General features: G+C 55.1%; 16 protein-coding genes and 1 tRNA gene. 9 read left to right on the top strand and 8 right to left on the bottom strand.

Going from position 1 to position 15,927, the window contains the following annotated elements; translation table 11 throughout:
• Position 1: 1 nt before the first annotated feature.
• Complete coding sequence (locus HMPREF1631_RS05285) at positions 2-604, top strand: rhomboid family intramembrane serine protease (RefSeq protein WP_052047144.1); 603 nt, start codon at positions 2-4, stop codon at positions 602-604.
• A 140-nt stretch (positions 605-744) separates the two neighbouring features.
• Here the strand turns inward: HMPREF1631_RS05285 and HMPREF1631_RS05290 are convergent, their stop codons facing one another.
• The gene (locus HMPREF1631_RS05290) at positions 745-1,020 is read right to left on the bottom strand and encodes a cell division protein CrgA (protein ID WP_034233146.1); all 276 of its coding nucleotides are present in this window, start codon (positions 1,018-1,020) and stop codon (positions 745-747) included.
• Between the two features lie 196 nt (positions 1,021-1,216).
• Between HMPREF1631_RS05290 and HMPREF1631_RS05295 the strand changes: the two genes are divergently transcribed.
• Both HMPREF1631_RS05295 and HMPREF1631_RS07175 read left to right on the top strand, forming a co-directional pair.
• Positions 1,217-2,158, top strand: coding sequence for a class E sortase (locus tag HMPREF1631_RS05295; RefSeq protein ID WP_052047145.1), 942 nt, complete (start codon positions 1,217-1,219; stop codon positions 2,156-2,158).
• A gap of 2 nt (positions 2,159-2,160) precedes the next feature.
• Positions 2,161-2,316 (top strand): hypothetical protein, encoded by a 156-nt coding sequence (locus HMPREF1631_RS07175; RefSeq protein ID WP_034233148.1) that lies wholly within the window; start codon positions 2,161-2,163, stop codon positions 2,314-2,316.
• 96 nt (positions 2,317-2,412) lie between these two features.
• On the opposite strand, the gene pknB is transcribed toward HMPREF1631_RS07175, so the two are convergent.
• The 6 genes from pknB to HMPREF1631_RS05330 all read right to left on the bottom strand — a co-directional run bounded on the left by pknB (position 2,413) and on the right by HMPREF1631_RS05330 (position 9,765).
• Positions 2,413-4,269, bottom strand: coding sequence for a Stk1 family PASTA domain-containing Ser/Thr kinase (gene pknB, locus HMPREF1631_RS05305; protein ID WP_084707483.1), 1,857 nt, complete (start codon positions 4,267-4,269; stop codon positions 2,413-2,415).
• Between the two features lie 106 nt (positions 4,270-4,375).
• Positions 4,376-5,812 carry a penicillin-binding protein 2 gene (locus HMPREF1631_RS05310; RefSeq protein ID WP_034233150.1) on the bottom strand — a complete coding sequence of 479 codons (1,437 nt, stop codon included), beginning with the start codon at positions 5,810-5,812 and terminating at the stop codon, positions 4,376-4,378.
• On the bottom strand, positions 5,809-7,287 hold the full coding sequence (locus HMPREF1631_RS05315) for an FtsW/RodA/SpoVE family cell cycle protein (RefSeq protein ID WP_084707485.1): 1,479 nt from the start codon (positions 7,285-7,287) through the stop codon (positions 5,809-5,811). The genes HMPREF1631_RS05310 and HMPREF1631_RS05315 overlap by 4 nt, the downstream gene beginning before the upstream one ends.
• Complete coding sequence (locus HMPREF1631_RS05320; RefSeq protein ID WP_034233152.1) at positions 7,284-8,597, bottom strand: PP2C family serine/threonine-protein phosphatase; 1,314 nt, start codon at positions 8,595-8,597, stop codon at positions 7,284-7,286. Before HMPREF1631_RS05320 ends, HMPREF1631_RS05315 begins: the two co-directional genes overlap by 4 nt.
• The gene (locus HMPREF1631_RS05325; RefSeq protein ID WP_034233154.1) at positions 8,594-9,052 is read right to left on the bottom strand and encodes an FHA domain-containing protein; all 459 of its coding nucleotides are present in this window, start codon (positions 9,050-9,052) and stop codon (positions 8,594-8,596) included. Before HMPREF1631_RS05325 ends, HMPREF1631_RS05320 begins: the two co-directional genes overlap by 4 nt.
• A complete protein-coding gene (locus tag HMPREF1631_RS05330; RefSeq protein WP_232215441.1) occupies positions 9,049-9,765 on the bottom strand; it encodes a DUF3662 and FHA domain-containing protein in 717 nt (238 codons plus the stop codon). Before HMPREF1631_RS05330 ends, HMPREF1631_RS05325 begins: the two co-directional genes overlap by 4 nt.
• 177 nt (positions 9,766-9,942) lie before the next feature.
• Here HMPREF1631_RS05330 and HMPREF1631_RS05335 point away from each other — a divergent pair.
• The 6 genes from HMPREF1631_RS05335 (at position 9,943) to nadE (ending at position 15,132) form a co-directional block, all read left to right on the top strand.
• Positions 9,943-10,025 (top strand) — tRNA-Leu (locus HMPREF1631_RS05335).
• Positions 10,026-10,211: 186 nt separating this feature from the next.
• Positions 10,212-11,852, top strand: coding sequence for an FAD-binding oxidoreductase (locus HMPREF1631_RS05340; protein ID WP_232215442.1), 1,641 nt, complete (start codon positions 10,212-10,214; stop codon positions 11,850-11,852).
• Positions 11,836-12,411: a TetR/AcrR family transcriptional regulator gene (locus tag HMPREF1631_RS05345; protein ID WP_034233156.1), complete on the top strand. Its 576-nt coding sequence runs from the start codon at positions 11,836-11,838 to the stop codon at positions 12,409-12,411. Before HMPREF1631_RS05340 ends, HMPREF1631_RS05345 begins: the two co-directional genes overlap by 17 nt.
• On the top strand, positions 12,408-14,021 hold the full coding sequence (locus tag HMPREF1631_RS05350) for a glycerol-3-phosphate dehydrogenase/oxidase (RefSeq protein WP_232215443.1): 1,614 nt from the start codon (positions 12,408-12,410) through the stop codon (positions 14,019-14,021). The genes HMPREF1631_RS05345 and HMPREF1631_RS05350 overlap by 4 nt, the downstream gene beginning before the upstream one ends.
• Before the next feature lie 31 nt (positions 14,022-14,052).
• A complete protein-coding gene (locus tag HMPREF1631_RS05355) occupies positions 14,053-14,289 on the top strand; it encodes a hypothetical protein (RefSeq protein WP_034233158.1) in 237 nt (78 codons plus the stop codon).
• 18 nt (positions 14,290-14,307) lie between these two features.
• Positions 14,308-15,132: an ammonia-dependent NAD(+) synthetase gene (nadE, locus tag HMPREF1631_RS05360; RefSeq protein WP_034233160.1), complete on the top strand. Its 825-nt coding sequence runs from the start codon at positions 14,308-14,310 to the stop codon at positions 15,130-15,132.
• A 9-nt stretch (positions 15,133-15,141) separates the two neighbouring features.
• On the opposite strand, the gene HMPREF1631_RS05365 is transcribed toward nadE, so the two are convergent.
• The gene (locus HMPREF1631_RS05365; RefSeq protein WP_084707491.1) at positions 15,142-15,900 is read right to left on the bottom strand and encodes a trimeric intracellular cation channel family protein; all 759 of its coding nucleotides are present in this window, start codon (positions 15,898-15,900) and stop codon (positions 15,142-15,144) included.
• Between the last annotated feature and the right edge of the window lie 27 nt (positions 15,901-15,927).

Genomic DNA, 15,927 nt, shown 5'->3' on the forward strand with positions numbered 1-15,927 from the left:
CTTGACCGGCAGATTTTTGCCCGCCGACGGAAGAGGTTTTCACGGAAACGGAAACATCCCGGGAACAAAATTTCTGTGCCTGGTTTGCACGGGGATGTATCTGATTTCGTGTTTCGTTCCGGAAGCGGAGACAAAATTTCTTTTTTACGTTCCTTTCACCTTTACCGAGCCTTACCGCCTGCTCACGGCAGCATTTTTACACGCAGGTATCTATCACTTTCTGTTTAATATGCTGTCTTTGCTGGCTTTGGGCCGGGATTTGGAACCCGTGCTGCGCACCCGGCGGTTTCTCACCGTTTATCTGCTCAGTGCGGTGGGAGGAAATTTATTCGTATTTCTTCTGGCGGGAATTACGACGCCGGAAAATACGGCTGTGGTGGGGGCTTCGGGAGCAATTTTCGGTCTTTTCGGAGCGCTGCTGGCAATGCACAAAAGCGTGGGAAATCCCACCTCCGGGCTGCTGGCTCTGCTGGTGATCAATGTTGCGCTGGCGTTTCTTTCCCCCGGTATCTCATGGGAAGCGCATTTGGGCGGATTTCTCACCGGTTATTTCCTGCTCCTGCTGTGGCTTCCTCTGATTAAAAGAAGAATGAGGCGCAGATAATAATTACGCCGATGTAATTATCCACAGAGTTATACACGGAAGTGGATAATTACATCGGTGTAATTTTGAAAAAGGAAAGAGCAGACACACCACACAGCCAAAGCCGTCGATACAGGCAAATTAACTGCGCGGCAAAATAATTATTTCCATCCCATTGTCATTAGGAAACCGATCAGCATCAGACCGATTCCGATGAACAGGTTGATATTTCCGTTTGGCAGACCGGGGATGGGGAATGCGCCGTTGGTGACGTAGGCCGTAACCACAACAATCAGACCGACGATTGCCAAGCCAACCATTAAAGGAGCCCACCAGGAAGGAGACTGTTTTTTCAGATCCTCTTCCGGATTCTGTGCGCGCTTGGCGTATTCGCGTTCTTTGTCGGCAACTTTCCTGCGTTTTTTCGATTCGGGCATGATTTTCCTTCGTCCTGCGAAATATCTTCAGTCACTAGCCTAGCGAGTCTTTACGATTTCACAAAACATAAATAAACGTTGTCGGAATTTTGCCCGCGGCGAAGAAATTTCGGCGGGAGCGGAGAAGACAATATGCGCCGTGTAAAGAGATAAGCTAGAATATGACCACATAGCGCAGTGATTCGAGAGGTGTATTGTGCCTGAACATTTTTCCGGCGGCAGTTTTGATTCCGGGAAGCCGGAGCGTACGGAGATTCTTCCCGCGCGGCATATGCAGATGGGAAGCGAGAGGAAAAGGAAAACACGAAGATTTTGGTTTTTCTGGGCCGTTGTCGGTTTTATCGGAGATCTTCTCATTACGCTCGGAGTGCTTATCGGACTGTTTCTTGTGTGGGAACTGTGGTGGACCAATTTTGAAAATTCCGCATCTATAAAAAACGAAGTATCGCAGATCCAAAAAGACTTCGGAAAAGTACAGTATAAGATAGGCGCACCGCGGACGGACGCCCCGCCGGTTCCGAAAAGAGTGGGCGAAGGGCGGGAATTCGGCGTAATTCACATTCCTGCCCTCGGTTACGACCACTCCACGCCGATAAAGGAAGGAACCACGAAACGCGTGCTCGACAGCGGCGCTTTCGGTCACTACACCGACACGGCACTGCCCGGGGAAATGGGAAATTTTGCCATGGCCGTACACCGCGAAGTCTACGGCGCCAGAATGTATCATGTGGATCAGCTGGAAGTCGGCACGCCGATCGTGATCGAAACCAAAGACGCATGGCTTGTATACAAAATGATCGGCCATGAGATAGTAAAACCGACGGAAATCTACGTGATTCAGCCGGATCCGTTCCTCGCCAAAAAAGCATATCTGGCGGGAAAGCAGCCTCCCCGCGTTGTGCCGACAAGAAGGCTGCTGACGGTCACAACCTGCCACCCGCTGTATATTTCCAGTCACCGCTGGGCCCTGCAGGCGGAATTCAGCCATTGGGTGAAGCGTTCCGACGGAATGCCGATAGAAATGATTAATCCGGACAAACTGGCAAACGGATATTCAAATGTGGGCCGTCTGCCCTTTGGGACGGAAAATCACCTGTCTGCCTTATCGGCACCGGCTGCGGCAAAAGAGGAGAAATAACAATGTATGGATTTATCTGGCGAAAACTTCCCGGCCCCAAATGGCTGAAAGCGATCGAGGCATTAATTCTGTTTTTTCTCGTGGTCGCATTTCTGTTTAAAATCGGTTTTCCCTGGCTTGACGAAAATACGGGGATTAACGATATAACCATCGAATAAGCCTGCGGCCCGGAGTTTAGTTCCTCCGCCGCGAATGCAAAAGCGTCCGCCTTTCGTATATTTCGTGCGAAAGGCGGATGCTTTTGCAGTATTGCGTCAGTTTGTATTCGGTTTTCTGTTCGGATCGCCGCTGCCGTTATCCGCCGGAGAGTTGGTCTGCTGATCCGGCTTGTTCTGCTGCGGCGGCACGGGTTTGGGCGCCGGTCCGGAAGAGACAACCAGTTCTATGCGCTGATCGGATCTCACCTTTCCCGCCAGCGGGTTCTGGCTGATAACGGTCCCCTTCGCTGCATCGTTTTCCACAGTTTTCATGTTGAAAACAAGCTTTCTTGCGTTCAGTTCGTTTTGCGCGCTTTCCAAAGAGCCGTTTACCAGGTTCGGCAAATCCACCTGCCCTGTGGAGACATACAGAGTAACCGAACTGCCTTTTGCCACCGGCGATCCTGCGGCAGGCTCCGTTTCAAATACGATATTTTTGCCGAGTCCGGGTTTGTCTTCCTGCTCGATATTGCCTACTGTCAGCCCCGCTTCTTTCAGTTCCCGTTTCGCTTCCTCAAGCGTTTTGTTTCCCGAAACAAGATCCGGCATATTTACGTTTTTTGCGCCCGAGGAAAAATGAACCGTAACTTCGCTTCCGGGTTTAACTTCGGCGCCGACTTTGGGATCGGAAGAAACAAAACTTCCTGCGGGAACGGAGTCGTCTTCCACGCTTTCACCCAGTCTGAATTTAAGTTTTGCTTTTTCCAAAGCCTGCCGTGCCTGCACCTGGTTCATTCCTTTCAGGTCGGGCACTTTCACAAGCGTGACGGCAGGCGCATCCTGCGTGTCCGTCATCGCGCTGTGGATGGCAAATCCTATTCCGGCCACGGCAAGTACGGCAAGAACGGCCACAAGCCAGATCAGCGCTTTCTTTTTCCGTCCGGGCGGAGTTACCGGGGTGAAGCCGGTATCCGTACCGTTGGTTGGATTGGGTTCGCTCATCGGCGAATATATTTCCGTAGGCACGGTCGGCGTTATCTGTGTTGCCTCCGCAGGCCGGGGAGGAGTCGGCAGCACGGAAGTCTGCCACATTTTGATCTGCGGAGCGTCCACTTCCCCTCCGCGGGATGCGGCCAGCAGGTCCGCGCGCATTTCGGCCGCGCTCTGATAGCGGTCTTCGCGCCTTTTGGCCAGCGACTTCATTACAATCCGGTCAATCGTGTTCGGAATGTCTTTCGCGATGGACGAGGCGGGTTTCGGCGTCTCGGACACATGCTGATATGCCACGGCAACGGCAGAATCTCCCTGAAACGGGGGTCTGCCGGTAAGCAGTTCGTAAAGCAGACAGCCGGTTGAATAAAGATCGGAGCGCGCATCCACCACTTCTCCGCGCGCCTGCTCCGGCGAGAGATACTGCGCCGTTCCGACAACGGAATTCGTGGAGGTCATCGTGGCGGCAGAGTCGGCAACCGCACGGGCAATCCCGAAATCCATCACCTTTACTTTTCCGTCCTGGCTGAGCATAATATTGCCGGGTTTGATGTCGCGGTGAATAATTCCTTCCCGATGGGAGTATTCCAACGCGGAAAGCACACCTACAATAATCTGAACCGCTTCGTTGATCGGAAGGGCGTTACCTCCCGAGAGGAGCTTTGCGACGGTTCTTCCGCGCACATATTCCATCACGATATAGGGAAGGGAAACAGTGCGCCCGGCGGATGTCTTTATTTTTTCCTCACCCGTGTCGTAGACGGCAACAATTGCCGGGTGGTTCAGTGCGGCCGCCGACTGTGCCTCGCGCCGGAAACGGGCAAGAAATGTGGGATCCGCAGCAAGATCGGAACGCAGTATTTTAACCGCAACCGTGCGTGAAAGGCGTGTGTCGTAACCGAGATGAACCTGCGCCATTCCGCCGCGCCCGATCAAATCTCCGATTTCGTAACGGTCGCCTAGCATTCTTGGTATTTCCGTCATCGTTTAACTCCTTGGGTTACAGCCGCTGCCATATATAATACTGCCAAACATAACCAAAAAACTGTGAAAACAAAAGGTTGCGATTGGATTACAAATTTTTCCCCGCTCATTTTTCCGTCACCGCCCTAATGACTTTTTGGGCAATGGGAGCAGCCTTTTCCCCGCCGTAGCCGCTGTTTTCCACCAGTACGGCAACCGCGACACGCGAATTTTCCCCCGCTTCAAAACCGATAAACCATGCGTGCGGAAGTCTGTTTTTCCCCGTTTCCGCCGTGCCCGTTTTCCCCGCAACATTTATTCCCGGCACGCGGGCCGCTTTTCCGCCGCCTTTGTTTACCACATCCTGCATCATTGAGCTTAAAGCGTCTGCGGTTGAGGGGGAAACGGGAGTGGAAAACGTCTTCGGTTCCGTTTCGTCCAGCACTTCCAGATCAGAAGAAAGCACCTTGTCCACAAGATAGGGTTTCATCACTTTTCCGTGATTGGCCACTCCCGCGGCAACCATTGCCATCTGAATCGGACTTACCTGAATATCGCGCTGCCCGAAGGAATCCATGGCCAGTGCGATATCGTCGGCCGGTTTGGGGAACCGCGAAGGACGCACCGGCAAAGGAACCGCGAGCTTCTTTCGGAAACCGAATTTTTCCGCCCGGCTTATCATTTTTTCCGCGCCCAGGGCTTTCCCCGCCAGTGCAAAAGTAGTATTGCACGATTGTACAAATGCGGTGCGCAGAGAGGTTTTTCCCGACCCGTTCCCGCAGATCCCCCCGTCGTTTTTAACGGAGATGTTCGTTCCCGGCGGCGTCCATACGGTAGGGGAATCCACCTGCGAATCCGGGCTCAGACCCGATTCGAGCATTGCCGCTGCGGTGATTACCTTAAACACGGAGCCCGGAGGATAAAGATTACCGCCCAGAGCTCTGTTTAGCAGTGGTTTTGCGGGATCTGCGGAAAGGTTTTTCCATGAATCCACGGCGTTTTTTATTTCATGCGCGGCAACGGCATTCGGATCAAAACCGGGTGTGGAAACAAGGGCAAGAATTTTTCCCGTGCCCGGTTCCAGCGCCACGACGGCCCCTTTCCGGTTTCCCAGCGCCGAAACGGCTGCCGCCTGTGCTTTTGGATTGACCGTAAGGGATACCGCTGCGCCTTTTTCGTCTTCACCGGTTAGAATATCCTGTATTTTCTGCCGCGCAAGACGGGGATCCGAACCCCCGAGAACGGAATTTTCCGTACGTTCCAGGCCCGTCATTGAATTATGCGCCACGGAAAAGTATCCCGTTATCGCACAATACGCCGGACCTTCCAGGTAGAGACGCCGGTAGCGGTAGGCGTCGTTTGCCGGCCGGGATTTAACGATTTCTTTTCCCGCCACGATAATCGGTCCGCGGTTTACCCCATATTCCCTGTATAAGGTACGCGCATTTCGCGGATCGGCGTTAAGGGAAGGCGCGGCAAAAAACTGAATATAGGTTGCCGCAGCCATCAGCGTCAAAAACATAATCAGAATAACGATACTCAGTCTGCGCAGCGGACGGTTCATAATTTCACCGCCTCCGTGGGGTATGAATCGGGCCTAATCTGTGTTTCGCGTTCCGTGCCGTTTATATCCGTTTCATCGCCGGTGTTTATATCCATGTTTTTTGCGATGTGTTCCAAATCGGCCGGGGTCAGGCTTTGCAAAGAAGCGTTCCCCGCCGTCTGCGGACGTCTTGCATCGTTTGACATACGCAGCAGAATACCGACGATGATCCAGTTCGCCAGCAGGGAGGATCCCCCGAGCGCAAGGAACGGCAGGGCCAGTCCCGAAAGCGGAATCACGCGCGTTACCCCGCCGACCACCACAAAACACTGCAGTGCGGTGACGACGCCGAAGCCCGTGGCAAGGAGTTTTCCGAACCCGTCACGCAGCAGTATTCCGATCCTGAATGCTCTGAAAATAAGCAGCAGATAAAGGCAGAGGATTGCCGTAAATCCAAAGAGTCCTATTTCTTCCCCGAAAGAGGCGATAATGAAATCCGAATTGGCGGCGAAAGAATTGGTTGGGTGTCCCTGTCCGAAACCGGTTCCGAACAGTCCTCCGCCGGCCATCCCAAACCAGCCCTGAACAAGCTGATACGAGCCGTGGGGCGCGTTGTATACGGCAGGATCCAGAGCGTGAAGCCACACCGTAAACCGCGCCTGAATGTGCGGCATTGCCCGCACAATTGCGTAACCGCCGAAGACGGAGAGAATTCCGCCGATCACCAGCCAGGAAACGCGTTCCGTGGAAACGTAGAGCATGGCCACAAACAGTCCGAAAAACAGCAGCGCGGTTCCGAAATCGCGTTCCATCGCCAGAATTCCCAGGCAGATTGCCCATGCCACCAAAATCGGGGCCAGATAGCGCAGCTGAGGCAGCTGCAGACCGCATACTTTTTTCCCCGCGAGGGAAAGATTGTCGCGCTGGACAACCAAATATCCGGCAAAAAACACAACAAGGCAGATTTTTCCCAATTCCGCGGGCTGATAGGAAAAGCCGAAAATTCTGATCCACAGCCGTGCGCCGTAAATTTCTTTTCCTATTCCCGGAAGCATTGGCGAGAGAAGCAGCAAAATCCCCGCGATCAGAAACAAATATGTGAAACGGCGCAGGGTGCGGTGGTCCCTGAGAACGGCCAAAGCCGCAATCATCAGCACGATTCCCACAAACGACAGCACGAACTGACCCGTGAACTGCGTCGCCTGGCCTTTTTGCCGGAGTGCGAAATCAATCCGGTAGATCATCAGCAGACCCATTCCGTTTAAGGCGACGGCGGTGGGAAAAAGAACGGGATCTGCCCGGGGGGCAAATTTTCTGATCAGCAGATGGGCAGCAAACAGACAGATAAGCACGGCGGCACATACCGGGACGAAGTTATCCGGCATGATAGTGCTTTTATGCTCGGTCTGCCAAAGGGAGAACCATCCCTGAAAACAGAGCAGGACGGCTGTAAGCATCAAACCCAGTTCGGCAAAACGCCCTGTTTTGACTCTCATTTCCCTGTCTCCGAAGGTGTCTCTGCCTTCTGTTTATCCGTGCCGGACAGCGCCCCGGATTTGTTTTTGCCGTAGGAAAGAATGTTGCGCAGTGCCTCTTTCGCTTCTTTTTCCGAGGATTTGCTGATTCCGCTTTTCAGCCGGTGCTGCACAAAAACAGGCAGATCGGCGACTTTTACCGATGTTACTTTTACGCACCTGTGCAGACGCAGCGGCCCGATGTTCTGCGAAACGCCCTGATAAAGGGCAACTTTTCCCCTGTAGGGAGCCACAAAGTACTGCCGCTGCGACCATGCGTATCCGCCCTCCAGGCAGGCACAGAGCACTGCGGCTGCCACAAGCGTGAAAAGCGCCTGTAGGCCTCTCTTCTTTCTTTTTTTCCGCGCGCTTTCTTTTTCCTCTTTTCCCCCATTCTCCGGCTGCCGTCCGGCCGGAGCGGATGGCGGAAGATGTTCTGCCGGGGCATTCCGCCCGCCGGGTGAAGTCTGTGTTAAATCGAAACGGTAATCTGCCGCGGCCCCCACAATAACGGGCTGTTCGTATTTTCCGCGGGCCGCGTCTTTGCCGTTTTCGGCGGGAGCATCGCTTTCGTCAACCACATCGGCAAGAATAACGGTGACGTTGTCCGGCGCACCTGCGGCGAGGGCAAGTTCGATTAACCGTTCCGCGCAGGCGTCCAAATCCGGCACGGAAACGAGCACATTTGCCAGGGTTTCGTCGCTGACCACGCCAAACAGTCCGTCCGAACAGAGCAGCCAGCGGTCTGCGGGCAGAGCTTCACGCATTGATTCGTCAAATTCCACGTCCATCGGGTTGGCGTCCAGAGCGTAAAGGATTTTGTTTCGTTCCGGATGCGTGCGTGCCTCTTCGGGCGTGATCTGCCCCCGGTCCACCAGGTACTGCACGTAGGTGTGGTCGCGCGTGATCTGCATGAGCCGGTTGTTTCTCAGCAGATATGCGCGTGAATCCCCGATGTGTACCATGCCCAGTCTGTCTCCCGCGCGCAGCAGGGCGATACACGTTGTGCCCATTCCGCGAAGTTTCGGATTTTCTTCCACGCGGCGCACCAGATCCCAATGGGCCTCCCGAATGGTCCGGCGCAGTTTCGGCAGCAGTTCTTCCGCGGGATATACGCCGTCGGTCTGCCGCAGATGGGCAATTGCAACGGCCGAGGCGACGTCTCCGGCTGCCGCTCCGCCCATTCCGTCGGCAACCGCAATCAGATTGGGTGAGGCGTAGCCCGAATCTTCGTTGTTTTTGCGCACCAAACCGATATTGGTGCGTGCGGCATAGTGTAACCGAAGAGTCATTGTGCCAACTCCAATACCGTTTTCCCGATTGTAACCCTCATCCCCGGTTTAAGGGGGACGGGGTGGTGAATCTTTTGCGAATTGATCCAGGTTCCGTTGGTTGAATCCAGGTCTTCAACGTAAACCTGTCCCCTGTAATTATAAAACTGTGCGTGGCGCGCGGAAGCATAACTGTCGTTCAGCACGAGCGAGGAATCCGGAGACCTTCCGACAAGTACCGTGTTTGCCCCGATGTCCAAAGTTGTTCCCGCCAGGGGGCCGGCGGTTACCAGCAGTCTTGATGTGCGGCGGAGACTGTCGGCGCTGCGCGGGGGTTTTTCGCTCTTCCGTTCGGGGGCGGGTCCGGCCGGATTCGGTGTGACGTCACGGATGACGGTCCGAACCAAAAGCAGAATCAGCGCCCACAGGAGAACGAGAAAGCCGTAGCGCAGCAGTGTGATCAGTAATGCGCTCATGAGGTCTCCGGTGCGGTCCAAAACATGATCTGCGTTTTTCCGATCGTGACGGTGTTGCCGTCCACCAGGGTAGCCTTATTTATCCGGTGCCCTTCCACATAGGTGCCGTTTGTGGAATTCAGGTCGGAAGCTATTACGCCGTGGGGGGTAATTTTCAGTTCCAGGTGCCGGCGCGACACGCCGGCGTCGTCTACGGGGATGTCGCAGTTTGATCCTCTGCCGATGACGGTTACCGCGCCGGTGAGAACATACCTGTTGGCGCCGATTTCAAGAATCGGATTTTCGCAGGAGGCGGAGTTGCCGGTGGCAGGTGCCACCGCTCCTTTTTTGGATGTGCCGCGCACTACGATTTTTCCGTGCGGCAGCTCCCTGTTTTCCTTAAACGAAATGCGGATCGGGCCGAGAAAAATATAACGCTGCTCGCGCGCGTAGTTTTTCGCAACCGAAGACAGTTCTTGCTGCAGAGCAAGTTCTCCCCACTGTGAAATTTTTTCAAAGTCGTGGGATGAGAGACTGATCAGGAAATCATTGGGCACTATCGTGCGGTCGCGGCTGATGGCCGCACTGCGTTCGTCCATGGATTTCTTGATTCCCGTGGCCAGTTCCACAGGCTTCAGATTTGCCCGAAAAGCGCGGGAGAATGCGTTGTCTACGGCATTTTCCACGCCGCGCTCTATCCGATCGAAAATTCCCACGGCCACTCCTTCGTCCATCGGCGTAAATCATTGTTTCTGCGGTTTTAACGATACTTTAGTTTACAGCGGAAACGGTGCGGATGCGTATGCGGATTACGTACTGCCCGCCGGGAATGTAGCGTTAAACACTGTATTGCGGTTTGAATCGGCTTCGGTTGTGCGTGTATGCTTAATTCCAGATTCTTTTTGGATCATGCTCAAGTGGCGGAATGGCAGACGCGCACGGTTCAGGTCCGTGTGCCCGCAAGGGCGTGAGGGTTCAACTCCCTCCTTGAGCACTTTATTTCTTCCGCAGATGTTTTCTCTGCGGATTTTTTATTCCCTTTTTCTTTCTTTGTTTTCGGGATTTTCCTATTTGGGGCTTTGGGATAACCGCCTTTGTTTTCGCCGGTTTTGCGCCCGGTGCGGCGCGTCCGTTTCAAAATACACTTTTACAACTTACGTAAATGTGTAATCATAGAATTATGAGTGATATCACCTTACCGCCGATGGAATATAACCTCTGGGGAACGCCCGAGGAAAGCAAACCTCTCCCCGCGGCCGTAAAAAAGATAACGAAGTCTTTGTTTGGGGCAAAGGGGAACGGCGGAGCGTCTCTGCCGGCGGAAAAAATCAGGCTCCCGCAATCAGGGATAACACCTGTCCAACTGCGGGAATTGGGTAAAATTGTGGGCGATAACTACGTTTCGCAGGAGCACGAACAGCGTTTGCGCAGGTCGCGCGGGAAGTCGTATCCGGATTTGCTTAAGTGGCGCACCGGCGAAACGCTGAGCGCGCCGGACGCCGTTATTGCGCCGAAAACGGAAGCGGAAGTTCTGCGGATTCTTAAGTACTGTTCCGAAGAAAAAATAGCCGTCGTTACTTTCGGCGGGGGAACTTCCGTGACCGGCGGAATCTCGCCGCTTGCCGGCGGAATGAAATCCGTGCTCAGTCTTGATGTGAACCGTTTTTGCGCAGTCGAAGACGTAGACAGGCAATCAATGCTTGCCACTCTCGGCGCCGGGCTGACCGGGCCGCATGCCGAACTGCTTCTTGCCCAATACGGTCTGCAGCTCGGGCATTTCCCCCAGTCTTTTCCCTATGCCACAATCGGCGGATATGCGGTCACCCGTTCTTCCGGGCAAAGCTCCGCCGGCTACGGCAGATTCAGTGAAATGGTCCGTTCGCTGACTGTCGTAACGCCGCAGGGAATAATGGAAGTGGGACGGCAGGCGCCTTCATCTGCCGCGGGACCCGATCTGCGGGAACTGATTATGGGCTCGGAAGGCATATTCGGGGTAGTCACCCGCGTACGCGTGCGCGTCCACCCGATTCCGCAGACAAAGCGTTACGAGGCGTTTTCGTTCCCGGATTTCAAAACCGGATGCCGCGCCCTGCGTGCGGTTGAGCAGGAAAAAACAGGTCCGACGGTGATTAGGCTCTCCGATGAGATAGAGTCGGCGGTAAATCTCGCCTCAACCGACAGTATCGGAGAAACGGATGCAAAAGAATCCGGATGTGTATGCATCACCATGTACGAGGGCTCTGCGCCGCACACCGCCTCCCGGCACCTGGAAACGCGGAATCTGCTGCTGAAAATGGGTGCCGTCAGTCTCGGGGAAGGACCTGCCAGACAGTGGGAAAAGGGAAGATTCAAAGCCCCCGTGCTGCGCGACGCGCTGTTGGACGGAGCAATGATCTGCGAAACACTGGAAACGGCCACAGATTGGGAAAATATTGTGCATCTGCGCGCGGCGGCGGCAGAAGCTCTGGGTACGCATCTGCCTACCACCCCGGCTCTTATTATGTGCCATGTGTCGCACGTGTATCCGGAGGGCGCTTCCCTTTATTTCACCGTTATTGCCGGGCAGAGCAAAGATCCCGTCGGCCAGTGGGAGAAAGCCAAAGCCGCGGTCTGCCGGGCCATTGAGGCCAACGGGGGAACTGTCAGCCATCATCACGGAGTGGGAACGGACCACCTTCCCTATATGGAAGAAGAGATCGGTCCGCTGGGTATAAAAATACTTCGTGCGGTAAAGGACGCTTTGGACCCGGTGGGAATCATGAATCCGGGAAAACTTATCCCAACAGAAGAAAAGGAAAAACACGATGAGGCCGGCGGCTGAATTTTTCAATATCGATCCCGATCCGCTGCGGGAAAAAATAGTGGCGGCGGCCAGATCCTGCATTGTGCACGACGGCGTTCGCGTGACCATTTCGGATGTGGCCAGGAAAGCCGCAGTGAGCCGGCCGACCATTTACCGCAAATATGCCAACGCGCGGGAGATGACGGCCGATGTGCTGACACAGGAAATGTTTACTCTGCTGGATATTAGCGCAATCCCCGAAAATTGCCGGGAATTTGTTGACTATATTGTGCGGACCACGGAGAAAGTGCGCAGAAACGAGGTGCTGCGCACGATCATCAAAAACGAGCCCGAACTGCTGCTGACGTACCAGTTTGAACGCCTGGGCCGCAGCCAGCTGGCAATCATCGACGTGCTGGCGTTCATGCTCGAAAAAATTCCCGACGTGCGCAAAGGCAACCTGCGCCATCAGGCGGTATTTGTGCTGATGCTTGTGCAGTCGGCGGCTTTCACCGCCAATGCGGTGGAGGGCTTTATCGACGCTCAGGCACTGAATCGGGAACTGACACAGATGCTGGAAGGATATTTGCTGCGTTGAACGGATTTGATACGGCACTGAATGCTGCCCGGCGGGCAAAAGAATGGAGAGAACTGAAAGCTGATCCCCGCGTTGACCTGCTTGTGATCGGAGCGGGAATCACGGGAGCGGGGATTGCGCTTGATGCGGCTTCCCGCGGACTGAAAGTAGTTTTGGCAGAAAAACACGATCTGGCTTTCGGCACTTCCCGGTGGTCGTCGAAACTTGCGCACGGCGGTCTGCGCTACCTGAGCAAAATGCGGGTGAAAATCGCGTATAACTCTGCGCGTGAACGGAAAATCATTATGGAACGCACGGCCCCGCATCTGACGCGGGCGCTGGCACAGGTTACCCCGATCAACAGTTATCTTTCCCCACTGCAGACAGTGGCGGTGAGATGCGGATATCTGGCGGGGGACATCCTGGCTCTGGCTGCGGGAACGAAACGTTCCACACTTCCGCGTTCCCGGTTTGCGGGCAGGAAAGAAGCGGAAAAACTTCTCCCCCGGGTTCTGAAAAAAGGATTAAAGGGCGCATGGGTGAATTACGACGGGCAGATGATCGACGATGCGCGCTTTGTTGTTGCCGTGGCCCGCACGGCGGCAGGCGAGGGCGCGAAAATACTCACTTACTGCCCGGTATCCGAAGCGTGCGGGAGCGGCGCGCTGCTGACCGATAAATTCACCGGGGAATCTTTTTATCTGCACGCCAAAGCGGTAATCGGCGCGGCAGGCGTGTGGGCGGGAGAATTGGATCCGCGGATTAAAATCCGTCCTTCGCGCGGGACGCATTTGGTGTTCGATTCGCGTACTTTCGGCAATCCGGCCGGCGCCCTGACGATTCCGCTGAAAGGATCGGTTTCGCGCTATCTGTTTATTCTTCCTGCCGACAAAAACCGGTGCTATCTCGGACTGACGGACGAAGATCAGCCGGGAGAAATCCCGGATGTTCCCCCCACGCCCGAAGAAGACATCGGGTTTTTGCTGGAGGGTATCAATCCCGCACTTGAACGTGCGGTCGGCAGAGCGGATATCCGCGGAATGTTTACCGGTCTGCGTCCGCTGCTCACAGACGGAAGCGGATCATCCACGGCGGATCTTTCCCGGCGTCACGCAATCGTGAAAAGCGGCAGTGGGATGATATCCGTGGTTGGGGGAAAATTCACCGAATATCGTCTTATGGCGCAGGAAGCGCTGGACACAGCCGTTAAATCAGCTAATCTGCGCGCGGGAAAATGCAGAACGCGTAATTTTCCGCTTGTGGGAGCCCCCGGGCATAAGGAAAACACACCGGATGATCCGAAGGACGTTTGCAAATTTCCGAAATTTCTCCTGCGGCGTTTCGGACTGGAAACAAAACGCATGGCAGACGCGGCAGTTTTGCCGAATCCGCTGCGCAGAATCGCGGGGCTCGATTTGGTCCGTGCCGAAATCGAATATGCGCTCACGCATGAGGGCGCAATGTGTGTGGAAGACATTCTTGAGCGCCGGACACGGCTGTCGCTTGTGCCCGGGCAGGCCCGCGCGGCCCGTAAAGAAATAACGGAGATTTTTAACGCTCTGTTTCCTTTCCCGGGTGCGCCTTCCGCCTTCCCCTCCGGGAGGAATGGGAAACGTGAGGAACGGGAATAAAAGAAACACGGTTAAGCGAAGGAGGAAAGAAATGATATTTTACACACTGTTCGCCGTCGCTCAGGCGCGCCACCCAAAAGCGGTCGGAAAGATAATGCGAAAACTTACGTCGGCCGCGCCCGGGAGCGCGAAAAAGAAAAAACGGGATTCTTCCCCTGCCGGAGGGGACAACGGGAAAGCGCGCCTGCCGGTGCATGAAGTCGGCGACCGTCCGCGTACCGACGGCATACAGGCCGCAAACAGGGCTGCCGGGGTACCGGAAGACTAAAACGTGTAGACTGGTTTCATGCGCACACTTCAGAAACAGATCATCGCCGAATTGGGTGTAAAACCGAAGATTGACCCCGCGGCGGAAGTCGCTTCCCGTACCGCTTTTCTTGCCGAATATCTCCTCGCCACACATACGAAGGGTTTCGTGCTCGGCATTTCGGGCGGAGTGGACTCCTCTCTGGGCGGCAGACTCTGTGAAATTGCGGCCCGGCAGCTGCGCGCGGCGGGGCATGCGGCGGAATTTGTTGCCGTTCGGCTTCCCTACCGCGTCCAGCGGGACGAGGACGATGCGCAGAGAGCACTTGAGTTTATCCGTCCCGACCGCATGGTTACTTTCAACATTGGCCCGGCCGCGGATGCCTTCCGGGAACAGTATCTGAGCGCCGCGGAAAAGGAGATGTCGGATTTCACAGCGGGAAACACGAAGGCCAGGCTGCGCATGTGCGCCCAGTACGCGCTCGCCGCAGATGAAAATATGCTGGTCGTGGGGACGGACCACGCCGCCGAGGCGATCAGCGGATTCTATACCAAGTTTGGGGACGGCGGAGCGGATATTACTCCCCTTTCCGGGCTGAACAAGCGTCAGGTGCGTGAGCTGACCGCGTATCTGGGAGGAAGTCCGCAGATAGTCGGAAAAGTGCCGACAGCGGATCTGCTGGACGGAAATCCGGGGCGTGCGGATGAGGACGAACTCGGACTGCGTTACGAAGATATTGACGACTATCTGGAGGGGAAAGAAATCTGCGAATCCGCGGCAGAAAAGCTGGAGAAGTATTTTCTGCGCTCGCGCCATAAGCGCACGGTTCCGGTTACCCCGAAAGATACCTGGTGGCGGAACTGATCTGCCGCGTCAGTTCGCGGTGTCCTGATTTTTTGAGGGGATGACCGCCCGGGATCTGTTTCTTCCGCCGCCGGCGCGGAATTTTCCGAATGTTCTTCTTCTCTTCATCCGGTTTGCCTTGCGCTGCCGCAGACGGAAAGCATATTCCGTCAGATCGTATGGCTTGGGCAGAACCCAGCCGTATTTGCGGGCCAGAACTATCAGTATGCAGCAGCTGATGATAGAGCTGCCCATGCCCATTTCGTATTTCCCGTAGCTTTGGAATACCACCATCTGTGCCGCGGAAAACACGCTGAATGTTGCGTAGAGAGGTCCTCCGCCAAAAATTTTGGGAATTTCGTTGACCATTACGTCTCTCACCATGCCGCCGCAGACGGCGGTTACGGCTCCGAGAAAAATGGCGGGCACAACTCCCAGCCCCGCACTCAGTCCCTTTGACGCGCCGGTTGCGGACCAGCAGCCGATGGCCAGAATGTCACCGAATATCATTGCCCGGTGTGTCCATTTGTTTCGGTCAAGGGGAACAAAATACGAAAAGGCTGCGGCGGCAAACGCCCCTCCGAGATACCAGGGATCGGTGAGCGCCACGGGAAAACCTATTCCGAGCATCATGTCGCGCAAAAGACCTCCGCCCAAAGCCGAAGCCGCGCCCAGAACAAGGAATCCGATCAGATCGAAACCCCGGCTGCGCGCCAGAGTCCCGCCGATTAAACCGTTACAGATAACGCCGGTAACGTCTACGATTCGGAATAAAGTTTCTGGATCCACTGTACCTGCCTGTAAAACGCGGGAGTG

This window comes from Arcanobacterium sp. S3PF19 (genome assembly GCF_000758825.1).
Classification (GTDB): domain Bacteria; phylum Actinomycetota; class Actinomycetes; order Actinomycetales; family Actinomycetaceae; genus Arcanobacterium_A.

Bases quoted from the DNA above. Each gene is read 5' to 3' on its own strand.
- HMPREF1631_RS05290 (WP_034233146.1), bottom strand. From the start codon at position 1,020: ATGCCCGAATCGAAAAAACGCAGGAAAGTTGCCGACAAAGAACGCGAA.
- HMPREF1631_RS07175 (WP_034233148.1), top strand. From the start codon at position 2,161: ATGTATGGATTTATCTGGCGAAAACTTCCCGGCCCCAAATGGCTGAAA.
- pknB (WP_084707483.1), bottom strand. From the start codon at position 4,269: ATGACGGAAATACCAAGAATGCTAGGCGACCGTTACGAAATCGGAGAT.
- HMPREF1631_RS05310 (WP_034233150.1), bottom strand. From the start codon at position 5,812: ATGAACCGTCCGCTGCGCAGACTGAGTATCGTTATTCTGATTATGTTT.
- HMPREF1631_RS05315 (WP_084707485.1), bottom strand. From the start codon at position 7,287: ATGAGAGTCAAAACAGGGCGTTTTGCCGAACTGGGTTTGATGCTTACA.
- HMPREF1631_RS05320 (WP_034233152.1), bottom strand. From the start codon at position 8,597: ATGACTCTTCGGTTACACTATGCCGCACGCACCAATATCGGTTTGGTG.
- HMPREF1631_RS05325 (WP_034233154.1), bottom strand. From the start codon at position 9,052: ATGAGCGCATTACTGATCACACTGCTGCGCTACGGCTTTCTCGTTCTC.
- HMPREF1631_RS05330 (WP_232215441.1), bottom strand. From the start codon at position 9,765: ATGGACGAAGGAGTGGCCGTGGGAATTTTCGATCGGATAGAGCGCGGC.
- HMPREF1631_RS05340 (WP_232215442.1), top strand. From the start codon at position 10,212: ATGAGTGATATCACCTTACCGCCGATGGAATATAACCTCTGGGGAACG.
- HMPREF1631_RS05345 (WP_034233156.1), top strand. From the start codon at position 11,836: ATGAGGCCGGCGGCTGAATTTTTCAATATCGATCCCGATCCGCTGCGG.
- HMPREF1631_RS05355 (WP_034233158.1), top strand. From the start codon at position 14,053: ATGATATTTTACACACTGTTCGCCGTCGCTCAGGCGCGCCACCCAAAA.
- nadE (WP_034233160.1), top strand. From the start codon at position 14,308: ATGCGCACACTTCAGAAACAGATCATCGCCGAATTGGGTGTAAAACCG.